Origin of the sequence: Kitasatospora sp. NPDC093558 (assembly GCF_040683475.1) — a bacterium.
Taxonomy (GTDB): Bacteria; Actinomycetota; Actinomycetes; order Streptomycetales; family Streptomycetaceae; genus Kitasatospora.
The window spans coordinates 1-16904 of the sequence record NZ_JBFBDY010000116.1 but is presented as its reverse complement, the minus strand read 5'-3'; the positions used below and the strand labels follow the sequence as shown (position 1 = coordinate 16904).

The 16904-nt window shown below is 70.5% G+C and carries 16 protein-coding genes and 3 pseudogenes; 9 read left to right on the top strand and 10 right to left on the bottom strand.

Annotated features, from left to right (window positions below):
* The 9 genes and pseudogenes from AB0O00_RS14610 to AB0O00_RS14570 all read right to left on the bottom strand — a co-directional run.
* Positions 1–644: pseudogene (locus tag AB0O00_RS14610) on the bottom strand (hypothetical protein); the annotation flags it as partial.
* Between the two features lie 34 nt (positions 645–678).
* Entirely contained in the window at positions 679–1848 is a 1170-nt protein-coding gene (locus AB0O00_RS14605) for an rRNA adenine N-6-methyltransferase family protein (RefSeq protein ID WP_363651651.1), read from the bottom strand.
* The gene (locus AB0O00_RS14600) at positions 1848–1979 is read right to left on the bottom strand and encodes a hypothetical protein (RefSeq protein ID WP_363651649.1); all 132 of its coding nucleotides are present in this window, start codon (positions 1977–1979) and stop codon (positions 1848–1850) included. Before AB0O00_RS14600 ends, AB0O00_RS14605 begins: the two co-directional genes overlap by 1 nt.
* A 200-nt stretch (positions 1980–2179) precedes the next feature.
* Positions 2180–3028, bottom strand: a complete 849-nt coding sequence (locus AB0O00_RS14595; protein ID WP_363651647.1) for a helix-turn-helix transcriptional regulator — start codon at positions 3026–3028, stop codon at positions 2180–2182.
* 9 nt (positions 3029–3037) lie between these two features.
* Complete coding sequence (locus AB0O00_RS14590; RefSeq protein ID WP_363651645.1) at positions 3038–3559, bottom strand: DUF6879 family protein; 522 nt, start codon at positions 3557–3559, stop codon at positions 3038–3040.
* 1 nt (position 3560) lies between these two features.
* Entirely contained in the window at positions 3561–3815 is a 255-nt protein-coding gene (locus AB0O00_RS14585) for a hypothetical protein (RefSeq protein WP_363651643.1), read from the bottom strand.
* Positions 3816–4032: 217 nt separating this feature from the next.
* Positions 4033–4227 (bottom strand): hypothetical protein, encoded by a 195-nt coding sequence (locus AB0O00_RS14580; RefSeq protein ID WP_363651641.1) that lies wholly within the window; start codon positions 4225–4227, stop codon positions 4033–4035.
* The gene (locus tag AB0O00_RS14575; protein WP_363651639.1) at positions 4224–4400 is read right to left on the bottom strand and encodes a hypothetical protein; all 177 of its coding nucleotides are present in this window, start codon (positions 4398–4400) and stop codon (positions 4224–4226) included. Before AB0O00_RS14575 ends, AB0O00_RS14580 begins: the two co-directional genes overlap by 4 nt.
* A complete protein-coding gene (locus AB0O00_RS14570) occupies positions 4397–4756 on the bottom strand; it encodes a hypothetical protein (RefSeq protein WP_363651637.1) in 360 nt (119 codons plus the stop codon). The genes AB0O00_RS14575 and AB0O00_RS14570 overlap by 4 nt, the downstream gene beginning before the upstream one ends.
* A 125-nt stretch (positions 4757–4881) precedes the next feature.
* Between AB0O00_RS14570 and AB0O00_RS14565 the strand changes: the two genes are divergently transcribed.
* The gene (locus AB0O00_RS14565) at positions 4882–5709 is read left to right on the top strand and encodes a DUF5753 domain-containing protein (RefSeq protein WP_363651635.1); all 828 of its coding nucleotides are present in this window, start codon (positions 4882–4884) and stop codon (positions 5707–5709) included.
* On the top strand, positions 5706–5915 hold the full coding sequence (locus AB0O00_RS14560; protein ID WP_363651633.1) for a DUF397 domain-containing protein: 210 nt from the start codon (positions 5706–5708) through the stop codon (positions 5913–5915). The genes AB0O00_RS14565 and AB0O00_RS14560 overlap by 4 nt, the downstream gene beginning before the upstream one ends.
* Before the next feature lie 79 nt (positions 5916–5994).
* Here the strand turns inward: AB0O00_RS14560 and AB0O00_RS14555 are convergent, their stop codons facing one another.
* On the bottom strand, positions 5995–7902 hold the full coding sequence (locus AB0O00_RS14555) for a hypothetical protein (protein ID WP_363651631.1): 1908 nt from the start codon (positions 7900–7902) through the stop codon (positions 5995–5997).
* A 267-nt stretch (positions 7903–8169) separates the two neighbouring features.
* Here AB0O00_RS14555 and AB0O00_RS14550 point away from each other — a divergent pair, with 267 nt between their 5' ends.
* From AB0O00_RS14550 to AB0O00_RS14520, 7 genes and pseudogenes are all read left to right on the top strand, one after another.
* Positions 8170–9822 carry an AMP-binding protein gene (locus AB0O00_RS14550; RefSeq protein ID WP_363651629.1) on the top strand — a complete coding sequence of 551 codons (1653 nt, stop codon included), beginning with the start codon at positions 8170–8172 and terminating at the stop codon, positions 9820–9822.
* A gap of 13 nt (positions 9823–9835) precedes the next feature.
* The gene (locus AB0O00_RS14545) at positions 9836–11260 is read left to right on the top strand and encodes an FUSC family protein (protein WP_363651627.1); all 1425 of its coding nucleotides are present in this window, start codon (positions 9836–9838) and stop codon (positions 11258–11260) included.
* A gap of 48 nt (positions 11261–11308) precedes the next feature.
* On the top strand, positions 11309–13027 hold the full coding sequence (locus AB0O00_RS14540) for an aromatic amino acid ammonia-lyase (RefSeq protein ID WP_363651625.1): 1719 nt from the start codon (positions 11309–11311) through the stop codon (positions 13025–13027).
* Positions 13024–13964, top strand: a pseudogene (locus AB0O00_RS14535) (alcohol dehydrogenase catalytic domain-containing protein). Before AB0O00_RS14540 ends, AB0O00_RS14535 begins: the two are co-directional and overlap by 4 nt.
* Before the next feature lie 160 nt (positions 13965–14124).
* Complete coding sequence (locus AB0O00_RS14530; protein ID WP_363651623.1) at positions 14125–15159, top strand: phosphotransferase family protein; 1035 nt, start codon at positions 14125–14127, stop codon at positions 15157–15159.
* Positions 15159–16370, top strand: coding sequence for an acyl-CoA dehydrogenase family protein (locus AB0O00_RS14525; RefSeq protein WP_363651621.1), 1212 nt, complete (start codon positions 15159–15161; stop codon positions 16368–16370). Before AB0O00_RS14530 ends, AB0O00_RS14525 begins: the two co-directional genes overlap by 1 nt.
* A gap of 118 nt (positions 16371–16488) precedes the next feature.
* Positions 16489–16904: pseudogene (locus tag AB0O00_RS14520) on the top strand (esterase); the annotation flags it as partial.

The following is a 16904-nucleotide window of genomic DNA, read 5'->3' as shown; positions in this document are numbered from 1 at the left end:
TCTGGTGAACTGAGGTGGCCTGTTCCGACCGGGGGCCGGCCGGCAGAGGCGGGGGGGGCCCTGTCGGCGCGCGGCGTCGCGATGACGGATGCTGGTGCGCCGGCGCTGCCGATCAGCAGCTCGACCCGGTCGAGTGCCGCCTGCGTGGACTCGACCAATTCGCTCTCCCCTTTGGCGATCCGCAGCCGCAGTGCTTCCTGCAGACTGGCCTGGGCGCCCGCGAGGTCGCCGCGTTCCATGAGGTGTTTGCCGAAGTGCTGGAGCGCGAAGTCAAGGAGTTCCGGGTGTCGGCTTCGCGCGGTGCTCAGCGCGCTGTGGTAGATCGCGTCCGCCGTGTGGATGTCGCCGGCATAGCGGTGCGCGTCGCCGAGGTTGAGCCCGGTGGCGACGACGGCTCGGGTGTTCCCGACGGCTGCGGCCAGGTCGAGCGACTGCCGGAGGAACGTACGGGCCTCGCCGTGATTGCCCAGGCACATCTCGCCGATGCCGATCCACCTGGTCAGGAATCGAGCCCGGGCGGGATCGGCCCCTTCGGGCAAGGCCCGCAACGCCTCGTGGAGCTCGCTGACCGCGGCGGCCATCTCGGCCCGGTCAGTGGGGACCATCCGCAGCCCGGAGTCTTGCGTGATGAGGTGCTGGAGCACCGGACCCTCCCTCGTTGGGTTCTGCTCGGCGCGGCTAGTTCAATGGCCAGGAGTGCGCCGGGGTGTCCAACCATGCTTGGTGCCCCTCCGATGTGACGGTGAGTCCGAACCGGTCCGGCCCGGGGCGGCCGTTGGCGATCCACCACTGATGAGCCGCTTCGATCTCGTCCCACAGGCGGCGCAGCCCGTACTGCCGGACGGTGAACACGTCCTCATCACCGCCGTCGTGGTCCACGGCCGCCCAGGACGACCGGTCGGCGGAGGCAATCCACAGCCGGTCGGCTACGCCCTCGGCGGGGTTGTCCTGCCAGGCGTGCCAGATGTCGCCGATCCGGTGGCCGATCGCGAACGCCGCCTCCGCGTGGACGACCGAGCGGCGGGGCAGCACCGTTTCGGACACCTCTGCCTCGTGGTCGTCCCTGACGACGTCCCGGAGCAGGTCCACGTCGTCGCGTTGTGTGCGCATGAGCATGAACGAGCTGTCCGCGCTGAACCGGCCGACCGCCGTTTCGTCGTCCCCAACGGTGAGTCGCAGCAGGCCCCAGCAGATCCACGGGTTGTCCCACGGGGTGAGGATCACCCCGCCCGGTTTCGTCTGCTCGATCCACGCCAGAGGGACGCGCCGCACCGAACACGTGGACACGATCCGGTCGTACGGCGCGCGTACGCCCCAGCCGAGCGCGCCGTCCCCGCACACCACCTCCGGAGCGAAGCCGGCGGTGCCGAGGGCGGCCCGGGCGCGATCGGCGAGTCCGCGATCGACCTCGATCGTGGTCACGTTGGCGTCCCCGAGGCGGTGGGACAGCAGGGCGCTCGTCCAGCCGGTACCGGTGCCGATCTCCAGCACGCGCATACCCGGCCGGAGATCGAGGGCTTCGAGCATCCGGAACACGACTGAGGGGGCCGAGGACGAACTGGACGGCCACGCCTTGGAGGGGTCTCCCGGTTCGACGCCGTCGTTGACCTGGGTCACCACGGGTTCGTCGGCGTATGCGGCGGCGAGCCACGCGCTGATGTCGGCCCGGCGCTCCAGGGCGCGGTAGGTGCCGTCCAGGTCGATCCAGATGTGGTCGGGGAGGAAGGAGTGGCGCGGGGCCGCCGTGGCAGCCTTGATCCACTCGGGGGCCAGGTCGTGGCCATCGCTGACGGTCTGGAGCAGGCCACGCATGGCGGCCTGCTCCAAGGGAAGCTGGTGGTTCGTCATCAGCGGTGCTTACCACCCTTGTCGGGGCCCTGGCCGTCGGGACTGGGCTTGGGGCCGATGACGGGTCCGCCGGGCTTGGCGTGGCCGCCGCTCTTGCCGTCGTTCGGGCCGCCCTTGTTCTGGTCTCCCATTGTCGTCTCCTACTTCCTTGCGGTCGCGTAACGGGGGATGGGTCCGGGGTTCGGCGGCCCCGGGGCGGGCGGCCTCTCGGGCGTGGTCAACGCAGTGCTCCTCCCGTGCCGGGCTCGTCCCGTTCCTTCAGGACGGCATCGACAACGGTAGGGAGTAACCGCACAGTCACTCAAAGGAGTTGCACGGAGTTGCACACCAATCACGCGAGGGCGTCCATGGCCTTCGTGATCAGGGCACGGGCAGCCTTGCCGTACACGGCATCCGACGACAGATCCCGATAGCGATTGGCGTACATCGCGACCTCGGAAGGCTGTGTGATGGTCAGATAGCCGGACACCAGCTCGACGTTGGCCTGGGCGTTGTCGAAGATCCAGAATCCTTCCACCTGCATCGACGTACGAGCTGTGCTGAAAGGGATGATGCCAAGGCTCGTGTTCGCCCGGGTCGTGATGTCGATGAGGTGCCCGAGCTGTCCGGCTGCCACCTCCGGACCGCCGATTCCGGACAGGAGGACGGCCTCTTCGATGAGGAAGGCGAACGTCCGGTGGGAGTCGTGGACGATGCGTTGACGGTCCATGCGGACCTGGACGGCCGCCTCGACGTCGTCCACCTGGACGCGCCGCTTCTGTGTGGCCCGGAGGATCGCGGTTGTGTAGTCCCTCGTCTGGAGCAGACCGGGGACGATGCCGGGGGAGTAGGCGCGAAAGCGCGCCGTGCGCTCGAACAGCGGCAACACGGCCTCCTGGGCGTGCTTCAGGCCGCTGCGCTCCATCCGCTTCCACTCGACGAACATGCCCTCCACGGACCTGAGACTCGCCACCAGGTCCTCGGCCTGCTCGCCGGCGTCGCACGCGCGGGACCAGTCTCGGATGTCCTGCTCCGACGGAGCCGTGACGGCATTCTCGATCCGGGAGACCTTCGACTTGTGCCAGCCGCAGCGGAGAGCGAGGGCAGGCCCGGTCAGCTCGGCCAGCCGGCGAAGCTCGCGTAGCCGGTCGGCCAGTAGTTTCCGGGCCTGCTGGACGCTCGATGAGCGCGATGTGTGCATGATGCTCGACTACTTGGGCTCGTACTCCTGGTGGGGAGTCGCGATCTCCCAGAGCGAATCGAAGACCGACCCGAGGAATGCGGCCAAGTCCGGCTCGGCAGCTCCGTCGACGATCTCACGCCGCACGATCTCACCGTCTCCGCTGAAGTGGTTGACGACGGCGTGCTCGTTGTCGAATAGCCAGAAGTCATTGGCGGGAACCGGAAGCGCCCGGATCGCGGACCGCTGGAGCCAACGGACCTGTTCGCCGGCGGCCAGGTTCAGGAAGGTGACGTGGTGTTCGTACTTGATGTAGTCGGTGACGGGCTCGGAGACGATCCGGAGCCGTCTGACGACGACCCCGCGGGCGATCGCATCCTGAACCGCGTCGGCCCATCCCTGGAACCACGCGGGCCGGTCATCGAGCTGGTAGCGGTGGCCCTTCTGCCACCTGGAGAACTCGGGATCGCTCGCGCCATAGGCGTCGCGCATCTCAAGGTGGACGGCTGAACTGGTGGCCTTGGCCAGCCCGTCGCGGGTGGGCGTCGTCACGTCACTCCTTCGCATCCTCGCCAAGGGCCAGGATGTACTTGATCACGACCGCGGGAAGCCTGATCACGGTCTCGTGCTCGGGAACCCCGGTGGAGTGGCCGGGGATGGATCCGACCTCTTCGCAGCGCCTCAGATCCTCTTCGCTGGCCTTGTAGGACTGGATGATCAGGTCCCCGTTCTCGGGGTCTCGCCAGATCGTCGGTGAGTCGTCGGTCGGGGTGTTGGGGATGATTCCGAGAAACTGTAGAGGCTGCACGATGCTCCCGGTGAACTCGGATCCGCGTAGTCGCGCGTCAGTTGACCCTCATCCTGGCGTGTGTGCGTAGGACGTGTCCGGGCTTTGGCCGACCTGACCGGTGTCCCCGGGGGCGGTGGTCGCCCACGGGGATGCTTCCAGCGTTCGTCGAGGGTGGATGTTGGTCAAAGCTCTTGTGCGCAAGTCGAGTTGATTCACCGCATGGTGCGGGCTGGAGTCAGAGGTGTGCAGTGTTCAGCGTGCGGAGGAAGGTCTCGGCGGAGGCGCGGGTGTAGAAGCGCCGGATCCGGTCCTCGGAGCCGGGGGTGCGGAGGTACTCGTGGTGGGTGGGGTCCCAGATGCCCCAGCATTCGAGGAGGAGGAAGTGGGGGCTGTGGGCGTCGATGAGGCGGATTTCGTAGGTGTCCTTCACGGGGTCTCGTTTCTGTGCACCCAGTTCAGGGCCCGGTCGTAGGAGTAGAAGCGGAGTGGCTCGGGCCGGGGCGGGAGGGCGCGGACGAGGCGGCGGGTCCGGTGGCTGTAGATGACCCAGGTGGGGTAGGTGGCGTTGGCGGCGCGGATGATCGTGAAGCGGCGGGCGGTCACCGGCGGGCCACCTGGACGAAGCCGCCGGCCTTTTCGACCTGCCGGGAGAACTCGTGGAACTCGCCGTCGATGGGGGAGATCGTGGCGTTGCTGGGGATGAGGAGGGCGCCGGATCGGGCGGTGCGGATGCGCTGGAGGGCGATCTGGAGCTTCGGGCGGGAGTCCGGGGGAGTGTTGAGGTCGTCGTCGATGATGGTGAGGCAGACGCCCCAGTTGAAGGCGAGGGCGTACTCCTCGCAGCTCCGCATTTCGAGCTCGGGAAAGGTGGGGCCGACCTTGGCGAGGTAGATCACCGCCTGGAGGGTCTGCGTGGAGTTGATCAACTCCGCGTTTCTCATGGGGATGTTGAGGGGCATGGGTGTCTCCACGGTTGCGCTTCGCGTCCGAATTCTTACCCGGTGTAGCCATGGTGGGGTTTCGCGCCCTATGCTCTCTAGGTCTCAACCTTCACTGTCCTGCCGAGTTAAAGACGGGGGCTGTTGTGGAGCCTTATGTTGATGACGTGTCGTCATCTCCAGCTATCCGTTTCGGAGATGAACTCCGCAGGTGGCGACGCTCCAGGGGGTGGTCGCAGAAGGAGCTCGGTGCGCGTATGGGCTACAGCCACGGGTTGGTCTCGTACGTCGAAGGGGCGAAGAAGCCTGTAACGTTTAAATTCGCGGTGGCGGCGGACCGGGTGTTCGAGTCGGGTGGCGTCTTCAAGGAGTTGTGGCGTCGAATCTCGAACGCAAGCCTGCTGGAGGGATTTGCGGAGTTTGCTGACGCAGAGGCGCGGTGCAAGAGGCTCCGTACATTCGAGTTGGGTGTGATCCCGGGCCTCATGCAGACCATGGAGTACGCCGCCGCCATGGAAGCGGGGAACGTCGCTCGTGGCAGCATCACGCAGGAACAAGCGGACGGGCGAGTCGAGTTCCTGGCCGGGCGTCAGAGGCTACTTGAGAAGAACCCGCCGCCTGTGATCCACGCCGTACTCGATGAGAGCTGTATCGTGCGCACGGTGGGCGGGCCAGAAGTCATGATCCCTCAGCTGGATCATCTGTTGAGGCTGACCGAGCGCCCGAACGTCACCATCCAGGTGGCCCCCTTCCGTCTCGGTGAACGACGGCCGTTTCTCCTGCCTGTGGTGCTGTTGACACTCCCGGACAGGTCTGTGGTGGGCTATGCCGAATCCCACTCGCGAGGCCATTTGGAACGAGGGCGGGACAGCGTCGCGGGCTGGGAAGAGGACTACGATCACCTGAAGGTGGAGTCGTTGGACACGGCGGCCTCGCTTGCCATGATTCGCGCTGTCCGGAAGGAACTTCAATGACGGCCCTCAACCTGGCCGGTGCTCGGTGGGTGAAGAGCCGCTACAGCGGCAACGGTGGCAACTGTGTCGAGGTGGCTCCCGACTTCCCCGGCGTTGTTCCGGTCCGTGACTCGAAGGACCCCGAGGGGCCAGCTCTCCTCTTCTCCTCCGACGCGTGGCGGTCCTTCGTCGCCGCGACCGCCGCTGGGGAGTTCGGCAGGATCTGACGCGCGGCCAGGAAGAAGGGGATCTTCCTGGCCGCAGGCAAGAGCATCACGCCACTGCGTCCGCCGCACGGCGGAACGCTCATCCAGCCATGCGCTCGAACCCCCGTGGGCCCTGTTCTCCCGCGTGGCTGCGGTCGCCCGCGATGTGGCCGGGCTGCGCTTCGATCAGGCTCCCCGCGCCGATCGCGAAGTACATGCCGTGCCACCACTGTTCCATGGCCAACGCCGCGATCGCCTCGCCATACTCCCGTCCGAAGTCGTTCGCGTGCCCGGACCGCATGATCTGCGCGAAGTGGCGGCAGTAGGTGCGGTCCATGTGCGTGAGGAAGGCCTCGGCAGTGATCCTCCGCTCCCGCAGCAGCCACGGGATGATGAACTGCTGCTCCACGACACCCATCGGAAGCACACCGCTCCCCACCGCATCGCAGACCGCCGTGTGCAGGTCGACCCTCCCGCTGTGCCGGACGCCGCCCACATCGACCCTGAACGGCAGGCTCCGCCGTGGGACGCGTACCCGGAGCGGACTGGGCGGCGTGATCGGGGTCAGGTCCTCGCCGTAGCAGTCGGCGAGTTGGCCCGACAGGTAGAGGTCTCGCTCGAACGCGGCCCGGCACAGGTCGTAGCCGAGTGCGTAGTAGCGCCACATGTCCTGCCGGTGGTTCCCCGTCTCCCACAGGCAGGTGCCGAGCGTCTCCATGCACGCGGCGTAGCGCTCCGGACGGATGCCGCCCTCCTCCGTCCACTGGGTGTTGATCATCCACACGGTCCGCTCGTAGCAGTCGAGCAGGTCGGCCATGACCAGCGACCCTCGGGTGAGGGCCAGGACCGACTGGCCGCACTCCTGATGCCGCAGGTCGGGGCCGATGTCGACCCAATCGTTGGTGAGGCCGGTCAGCATCATGTCGTCCCGTCCCGCAGGTCCGGGCACGAACCCCAGGTAGTGCCCGAAGATGCCGCTGTCGACCGCCTTGAGGTCTCGCCAGTGGTCGCGGTCGTGGTAGACCCACGCAGTGAGGCCCGTCGTGGGCAGGTCGCTGGTGTCCGCCTCGTCGCGGCGCTTCGTGTCGAAGTAGGCGAGGTTGGCGGCGACGTGTGCGCGGCGCGCCTGGAGGTCGGCGGGGAGGTCCGGCATGTTCCAGAGTGCGAGGATCTCGCGCTTCAGGCGGTCGTCCCCGTCCCCGTAGGCGGTGTCGACGTTGTATTCGAGATAGAACGAGTAGTCGAGAATGGCGACGTAATCCTGGCGCCAGTCGTCGTAATCGTCCGACAGCAGGCCCATCCACCACGAACCCAAAGCGAAGTTCGGGTACTCCGCCACCCCTTGGAGCCCGAACTCCGCCGCGACGGCCGCCCAATCCGCCGAACTGCACCGCGAAAGCTTCGACTTCGTGGACCGGCCCGCGTTCTCCCCGAGCCGGGCCCGGGCGACCAGCGCCCCCACCGGATCCGCGCCCACCGTGACCGGTACCAGCGCCACCTGCCCCTGTCCGGCCGGCCCGGCACCGCCCCGGCGGATCGTGCGGATCTCGGCGAGCAGGGCCCGCCCGTGCTTGACCATCTCGGCACAATCCCTCATCCAGGGTGCGAAGCGCTCCCCCCAGGCGGCCGGGGCGTGCGACATGGCCGCGAGTGTCGCCTCCGGATCACAGACCCACCCGCCATCCCGGGCTGCCCCGCGGCGCACGGCGGCGACGTGATCCGCCAGGCGTGACCCTGCGGCACGATGCCGGGTCCACAGCACGTCCAGCCCGGCGGACGCGCCGGAGCCCGCCCGGTTCCGTCCGGCCACGCGAGCTGCCGACGTGCCCAGCCCCGTCAGGCCAAGTCCGTTCGTTCCCCGGCGCTTTCCCGTCTGGTCGCGTCCGGCATGGACACGTTCTTCGAGTGGATCCAGGACATCAAAGGGGTGTCCCGTCTTCTCCGCGGGCGCCAGGCGCATGGGGGCAATCAGTAATTCATAGGCGCTGTCGGGGATTTGGTCGGTCATGCGATGAGTACAGCAGGGCAGACGGCTGTCGCAGAAGCGGAGCGCACTCGATCGAGTGATTCTCATCTGGAAAGCGGTTTTGGTTATGAGTCTGGATTCTGGCACCGATCTCGGGGGCGGCCGCGGAGCGTCGCTGCGGTGTTCGAATGTGAGGCTCGATTCCATCCGGTGCGCGACCTCCCCGGTGAGGCCGGGGGTTCGTTCCATGTCCGGTGGGGTCGGCCTTGCGCGCTATGATCACGCACGGAAATCCGGCGACTACTTTAGGTGTGCAAGGTGCAACTGCGCACGGTACTCGATTCCCTCGCTCCTCCCGCCGGGCTCGCCCGTCGTTACCGTGAGGAGGGTTGGTGGCGCGATACGACGTTCTCCGATGATCTGCGGAAGTCGGCCGCCGAAGGGCCCGATGAGACCGCCCTCTTGACGTGGCGGCACCGCGAGGATCGGCTGATCCCCCTGTCGTTCGGCGACTTCGACGCCCGAGCGGACGCCGTGGCCGCGGCCCTACGAGAGCTGGGAGTGCGCCGCGGGGACGTGGTGGCCCATCAGTTGCCCGCCTGGTGGGAGACGGCGGTGCTGGCGGTCGCCTGTCTTCGGGTCGGGGCGGTCATCGCGCCCCTGCCCACCCTGTTCGGATCGTTCGTCACGGAGCGCGCGCTGGCCGCCACCGGTGCCGTAGCCTGCGTCGTCCCCGACGAGTGGGACGGCGTCGAACAGGCGCAACAGCTCCTCGAACAGGCCCCCCGGCTGCCCGCCCTGCGTTACCGCATCGTCCTCGGCGACGCCGCTGCCACGAACGCGGTCAGCCTCGACGACGCCTTCCACGGCCGATGCGCCGCCGCGCAGCCCCACGATCTCGACCCCCTCGGCCCCGACGAGGTGTGCGCGATCCTGATGACCTCCGGCACCACCGGCGAGCCCCACCTGGTCGCGCACAGCGCCAACACGATGTACGGCATGCCGCGGTCTCCCTCTCCTGGGCGGCTCCGGGGGCTGGCCTCCGGCATGTCGTTCTCCGCGGCGTTCCGCAGGACCCTCCATGCCACTTCGCCGGGGCCCCTGATTCTCCTCAGCGACAGCCGGGACCCGGGTGGCTGGCTGGACCTGATCGAGCGGACCGGGGTCGACGAGCTGATGACCTCACCCCGGATGCTCCGCAGCCTCACCGAGGAGCAGCGGCGTCGGGCCCGCGACGTGTCGAGTCTGCGGGCCGTCGGCAGTTTCGGCGGCCCGCTGCCCCAAGTGACCCTGGCGGCTGTGCAGGAAGAACTGTGTCCCCTGGTGCTGAACGTCTGGGGCATGACCGAGTGCGGCAACGTGGTGACCACCGGCCCGAACGATCCGCCGGAGCACGCCGCCCGGAGTCTCGGCCGGATGCGGACCGGGGGAGAGGTCCGCCTGGAGCCGGCCGGCCGGACGCACCACCACGGCGACGTCTTCCGGCTGCACGTGCGCGGACCCGCGGTCTGCCTGGCGACCGTCGGCCGCGACAGCGGTCGGATCCGGTGGTCCCTGCACGAGGACGACGGCTGGCTGGACACCGGCGACCTGGTGGCGCCCGACGGGGCGGACGGGCTGCGGTTCGTCGGCCGGGCGGCCGAACGCATCGGCGATTCCTGGCAGGTCCCGGTGGCCGATGTCGAGGACGCCCTGCTGACCCACCCCGGCATCGAGGACGCGGTGCTCGTGCCGTGGCAGCACGCCGACGGCCGGGAGACCCCCTGCGCCGCCGTCATCTCGTCGACCCGGCCGGACCTGGACGAGGTGCGGGACCACCTGCGCCGGCTCGGCTTCCACGAGTCCTGCTTGCCCACCCGGATCGAACGCGTCAGCGACTTTCCCCGCACCGAACTCGGCAAGGTCCGCCGCAAGGTGCTGCTCGACGAGCTCAGTGCGCGCGCGATGACCCCCGCCGGCTGAGGGCCCGACCGCGGTGGCGCAGATCCGAGCCGCCTGGGCGTACCGGCTCGCGCTGGTCGTCGCGACCGTCCTGCTGTCCCTGGGATCGGCGGTCGCGCTCGCCCGTCTCGCGGGCCTGCCCGCGCAGACGCTGGCGCTGCCGGGAGCGGCATACGCCTTCGTCCTCAGCAGGAGAGCGGGCGGCCGACCCGCCGGCGAGGAGCCGGCGCATGCGGTGGTGTTCTCGGCGGTTGCCGGGGCGGCGGCTGGCCTCGCGGGGCTGATGACCCGGCAACCCGTCCTGGGCGCGGCGGCGTTCGTCGCGCTGCTGACCGCCGCGGCCTGGGCCCGGCGGTTCGGCGCGAAGGCCGGAGGGGTGGGCGTGACGGTGGTGCTGGCGCTGATCGCCGCACTGATGTCGCCCACCCACGTCCGGGCCTGGTGGCCTGACTGCGGCCGGCTGGCCCTGGTCGCCCTGATGGCCTTCTGCTGGGTCCCCGCGGTGCGCTGGGCCGGTCACCGGCTGACCGGGCTGCCCGGACCGGAGGGACGCCGGCCGGCCCCGCTGCCCCCGACGCGGCCGGGGTCGAGGGCGCCCGGCACCCGGAGGGCGTTGCAGACGGCCGTCTCGCTCACCGCCGCGTTCACCGTGGGCCTGCTGCTCTTCCCCGGGCACTGGTCCTGGACCGTGCTGAGCGCGGTGATCGTCGGCCTGGCCACGGGAGGCCGCGGCAACCTCCTCCTCAGGGCCGTCGAACGCGGCGCCGGGGCTGTGGCAGGCACCATGGCCGCCACGGTCCTGGCCATGGTGGTGGACCCGCACGGTACGCCGGGCATCGTGCTGATCCTCGTGGTGCTCACCACGACGGCAGGGCTGCGGGAGGTCAGCCGGACGCTCTTCGCCGCGGCCGTGACGACGTTGATGTCCTTGCTGCACGGCTACCTCGGCCGGCCCGACGCACACCTGCTGCCGGCCAGGCTGGGGGCGCTCACCCTGGGGGCCGTACTCGCCGCCGCGGTGGGCTGGTTCGTGGTGCCGGTGCGCTCGGGGGACGTCTTGCGCTCGCGGCTGGCCGTCGCCGTGGGCGCGCTGGCGGCCGTCCTCGGAGCCCGCCGCCGCGGGGAGGGGGTCGAGGCGGCGCTGACGCGGTTCGAGCAGGCCGCTGCGGCCGTGGAGGACGTTGCCCGGCCGTACCGGCTCCACCGGCGCCTGTTCGGCACCTCGCCCGCCGACGGCCCCCACCGCGCCGACCTGGTGGACGCCCTGCGCGAGTGCCGCGAACCCGTCCGTGCTCTCGCCGTCACGCCGCTCTCCGAGGAATCCCTCTCCGACCTCGGCGTCGCTCTCGAACGTCTGGTCCGTGCCCTACCGGCCCTCGGCCTCGTTCACCTCGTCGAGGCAGACGTCGGGGGAGGGGCGCACAGCGAGCCGGCCCCGGCGACCTCACCCGTTCGCTGAGCCGGCAACCGATTTTGGAGACACGTGAGCACCGCAGGACTGGCGCCGATGGCGCAACAGCCCGACGCACGCCCGGGAAGCCGTACGAACCTCGCCCTGGACGGTCACGGCCTCCTGGTGGAGGACGTCGTCCGCGTTGCGATGCGGCAGGACGTCTCCGAGGGGCCGGGCGTGGGGCTGGACGGGGCCGCGGCCACACGGATGGTGCAATCGCGGGAACTCAAGCGGGAGCTCCTCGCCACCGGGCAGCCGATCTACGGCGTGACGACCGGCTTCGGGGCCGGCGCCGACCGGCAGATCTCCGTCGACAAGACCGCCGAACTGCAGCGCAACATGCTGCGGTTCCTTCGCAACGGCACCGGCCCCCTCGCCCCGCCCGAGGTCTGCCGCGCCGCCTTGCTGATCAGGGCGAACTGCCTGGCCCGCGGCAACTCCGGCGTCCGCCCGCTGATCGTCGAGCGGCTGCTGGACCTGCTGCGCCACGACGCGCTCCCGGTGATCCCGGAGCGGGGTTCGGTCGGCGCCAGCGGCGACCTGGTGCCGCTGGGGTACCTGGCCGCGCCCCTGATCGGGGAGGGCGAGGTCCGGTACCGGGGTGCGGTGCGCTCCGCCGCCGAGGTGCTGGACGAACTCGGGCTGGAACCCGTCGAGTTGGAGGCCAAGGACGGCCTCGCGCTGGTGAACGGCACGTCGTTCTCCGCGGCGTTCGCGGCACTCGCCGTCGCGCAGGCGGCCGAACTGGCCGAACTGGCGGAAGCGGGAACGGCCTTGGCATGCGAGGCCCTTGCGGGCAACCGCGGCCACTTCGTGGCCTTCCTGCAGGAGAGCAAGCCGCACCCCGGCCAGGTGACGAGCGCGCGCCGCATCGCCGAGCTGCTCGCCGGCTCGCACCTCGCCCTGGACCACGGCCAGGTGCTGGGTCTCAGCGACCCCCTGGGCGGGCGGGGCTTCCAGCGGCTGAGCCGGAGCGTGCAGGACCGGTACTCGGTGCGCTGCGCGCCGCACGTGATCGGCGTGCTGCGCGACACCGTCGACTGGGTCCGCCGCTGGGTCGAGACCGAGATCAACTCGTCGAACGACAATCCGCTCTTCGACACCGCGACCGGTGCGGTGCACAGCGGCGGCAACTTCTACGGCGGGCACCTCGCGCTCGCGATGGACGCGCTGAAGGTCGCGGTGGCGAACGTCGCCGACCTGCTGGACCGGCAGCTCGCGCTACTGGTCGACGACAAGTTCAGCAACGGTCTGACGCCCGGCCTGGTCGCCCCGGCCGGCGAGGACGACTGGGCGGCCGGGCTGCACCACGGCTACAAGGGCATGCAGCTGGCCTGCTCCGCCGTCACGGCCGAGGCGCTCAAGACCGCCGCGCCGGCCGGAGTCTTCTCGCGGTCCACCGGGGCGCACAACCAGGACAAGGTCAGCATGTCGCCGATCGCGGCGCGGGACGCCTGCAGTGTGCTCGACCTGACCAGGGAGGTCGCCGCGATCCACCTGCTGGCGGCGTGCCAGGCAGTGGAGCTGCGCGGCGCCGGGCAGCTCGGGCCGCGCACCCGGAGGGTGCACCAACTGGTCCGCACCCTGGCCCCGTTCAACGCCGCCGACCGGCCGATGGACGGCGACATCCGGGCGGTGCTCGGCGCGATGCGCGACGGTTCGCTGCTCCGGGCGGGGTCGTCCGAGGATGGGTCGTCCGTGGCGGGGTCGTCCGTCGAGGGGGCGCCCGCGTCCGTCGAGGGGGCCGGCGTGCGACCTGTGACTGCCCGATGACGGCCGGCGGAACGCGGATGCGGGCGGTCGTCAAGAGCGGCACGTCGGTGACGGTCAGTCACGTTCCTTTGCCGGTACCAGCCCCGCAGGAGGTGCTGATCGGCATCGAGGTCGCCGGGGTGTGCCGGACCGACATCTACGCCGCCCGTGGGCTGCTCGCCTGCGCCGATCCGCTGATTCTCGGGCACGAGTTCGCCGGGTGGTCGCCGGGTGCGGCGCGGAGGTGCACCGGTTCGCCCCGGGGGACCGGGTCGCCGTGATGCCCGTGATCCCCTGCCGCGCGTGCGGGCGGTGCACGGCGGACGAGCCGGAGTGCTGCCCGCGCCACGACTTCCTGGGCGTCGGACGGCACGGCGCGTTCGCCGAGTACGTCACCGTGCCCGCGGACGTCGTGCACCACCTGCCGGACCACCTGTCCTTCCGGGAGGGCGCGTACGCCGAGCCGGTCTGTGCGGCGCTGGCCGTCCTGAAGACGGCCATCCGTCCGGGCGAGCGCGGACTCGTCTACGGCGGCAACCGGATCGCCGAGCTGACCGGGCGCGTCCTGCGGTCGGCCGGGTTCGACGCCGTGGACACCTTCGCGGAGGGCGCCGCAGCGCCGCTGGAGACGGACGCCTACGACTACATCATCGAGACCCGGCCGACGAGGGCGGCGTTCGACGACATGATCCGCGCGGTCCGTCCCGGCGGCCGGATCGTCCTGAAGAGCCGGCCGCCCGCGCCGGTCCCGGTGGACCTGACGGCAGCCCTGCGCAAGGAACTCGTCTTCGAGTCGGCGTCCTACGGGACCTTCGGTGACGCGCTGGGCTTCCTGGCCAAGCACGATGTCTCGGACCTGCTCGGCGACACCTACGCGCTGGAGGACTTCGCCGAGGCGTTCGCCGCCGACGGCATGGGGGAGCAGCGGAAGACGTTCCTGGCCTGTCGGGAGCGGTGACCGGACCTGCCCGACGAGCCCCCGGACCGTAGAAACCGCCCTGCGTCCGGGGGCTCGCTGCATGTGGCGGCATCGGCGGCGGCATTGACAGCAGGTGTCCCTCGGCTGAATGCTAAGCAAGCGCTTAGTCATCGATCTTCCCCACCCCAGGAGCCGCCCGATGCCCGAGACGACCCCCGCCGATCCGCCCGGTCTGGACCTGGGTCTGCTCCGCGCCCACCTGGACCGTGAGCTGCCCGGTCTCGTCCAGGGCCCCCTCGCCGCCGAGCTCATCGAGGGCGGGCGCTCCAACCTCACGTACGTGCTCACGGACGGCCGCTCCCGGTGGGTTCTCCGGCGCCCGCCCCTCGGGCACGTCCTCGCCACCGCGCACGACATGGGCCGCGAATACCGGGTCATGACCGCCCTCCGCGACACCGACGTCCCCGTCCCCGGCACGCTCCACCACGACCCCACCAGCGACGTCCTCGGCGCCCCCTGGTACCTCATGGAGTACGTCCCCGGCGTCGCCCACCGCGACCCGGCCCCTCTCGCCGCCCTCGGCGAGGAGCGCGTCCACGTCCTCGGGCGCCGCCTTGTCGCCACCCTCGCCGCCCTCCACTGCATCGACCCGGCGGACGTCGGCCTCGCCGACTTCGGGCGGCCGGACGGCTACCTCGAACGCCAGCTCCGCCGCTGGTCCACCCAGCTCGCCGCCTCCCGCAGCCGGGACCTGCCCGAGCTCGACAAGCTCCACGACCTCCTCTCCACCCGCCGGCCCGAATCGCCCGCCCCCGCGCTCGTCCACGGGGACTATCGGCTCGACAACGTGCTGGTGGACGCGGAAGACACGATCACCGCCGTCCTCGACTGGGAGATGTCCACCCTCGGCGACCCCCTCACCGACATCGGCCTCCTCGTGATGTACACCGAGGTCGCCGGCGTCGGCGGCGGCATCATCCCCGCCGCCATGACCGCCCCGGGGTTCCCCTCCAGCAGCGAAATGGTCGCCCACTACGCCGAACTGACGGGTCGTCAAGCTGCCGACCTCGACTGGTACGTCGCCTTCGCCGCCTTCAAGCTCGCCGTCGTCGCCGAGGGCATCCACTACCGCTTCCAGCAGGGCCGCACCCTCGGCGCCGGCTTCGAGCGGGCCGGCGAGATGGCCCCGATCCTCGCCCGGTACGGCCTGACCACTCTGAAGGAAGAAGCCTGATGGACTTCGCCTACGACGCCCGTACGAACCAGCTCCGCGAGCAACTGCTCGCGTTCATGGACGAGTACGTGTACCCCGCCGAGCCCGTCCTCGAAGAGCAGCTCGCCGACCCCGCCCGCCCCGCCTGGAGCGTCCCGCCGATCGTCGCCGACCTCCAGGCCGAGGCCCGCAAGCAGGGCTTGTGGAACCTCTTCCTCCCAGGTGAGCAGGGCGCCGGCCTCACCAATCTCCAGTACGCCCCGCTCGCCGAAATCACCGGCCGCAGCCCCCAGTTGGCCCCGCCCGCCTTCAACTGCGCCGCGCCCGACACCGGCAACATGGAGCTCCTCGCCCAGTTCGGCAGCCCCGAGCAGCGCGAGCGCTGGCTGCGGCCCCTCCTGGACGGCGAGATCCGCTCCGCCTTCGCGATGACCGAGCCCGGGGTCGCCTCCTCCGACGCGACCAACATCGCCACCCGCATCGAGCGCGACGGCGACGAGTACGTCGTCAACGGCCGCAAGTGGTACATCACCGGCGCGATGAACCCGCAGTGCCGGATCCTCATCGTCATGGGCAAGACGGATCCGGACGCCGCCAAGCACCGCCGGCAGAGCATGATCCTCGTGCCGCGCGACACCCCCGGCGTCACCGTCAAGCGCGGCATGAAGGTGTTCGGCTACGACGACTCCGACCACGGCGGCCACGCCGAGGTGCTGTTCGAGGACGTCCGCGTCCCCGCCGCGAACCTGATCGGCGAGGAGGGCGCCGGCTTCGCCATCGCCCAGGCCCGCCTCGGGCCCGGCCGCATCCACCACTGCATGCGCGCCATCGGCATCGCCGAGCGCGCGCTGGAGCTGATGTGCCGCCGGTCCATCGAGCGCACCGCGTTCGGCCGGCCGCTCGCCGACCAGGGCGTCGTGCAGGACTGGATCGCCGAATCCCGCGTCCGCATCGAGCAGTTGCGGCTCCTCGTGCTCAAGACCGCCTGGCTGATGGACACCGTCGGCAACCGCGGCGCGCACACCGAGATCCAGGCCATCAAGATCGCCACCCCGCTCACCGTCGAGTGGATCCTCGACAAGGCCGTCCAGGCCCACGGCGCCGCCGGCGTCAGCCAGGACACCCCGCTCGCCCAGCTGTGGGCCGGCAACCGCACGCTGCGCCTGGCGGACGGGCCGGACGAGGTGCACAAGCGCTCGCTGGCGCGCCGGGAGCTGAAGAAGTACGCCTGACCCGGACGGACGTCATACCGGGGTACTACGCGGCGACTTGGCCCCCCGGTATGACGGCTTCGGCCCCTCCCCGCCCGTACTGTCGCTCCCGTCGGAACACGAACGAGGAGGAACGACGATGAACAGGCGGGGACGGGCCGTGGCAGCGGTGCTGCTGGCGGCGACGGCGGCGCTGGGCGTGGCGCCGGGGGCGATGGCGGCACCGGAGAGCGGCACCGCCGGCAAGCAGGCCCGGGCCTGGCTGCCGCAGCCCACCGGGCCGTACCCGATCGGCACGACGGCTCTGCACCTCACCGACGACGGCCGGGACGACCCGTGGAAGCCCGGACGGCACCGCGAGCTGATGATCAGCTTCTGGTACCCGACCACCCGGCCCGCCACCGGCTCCGACCGCGCGCCGTACATGGTGCCCGCCGCCGCCGAGCACTTCGGCAGCGCCGGCAGCGTCGGCCAGGGCGACTACGGCTTCGAGCCCGGCCGCACCGACTGGGCCGGCATCCGCACCCACGCCCGCGCCGACGCGCCCGCCCTCCC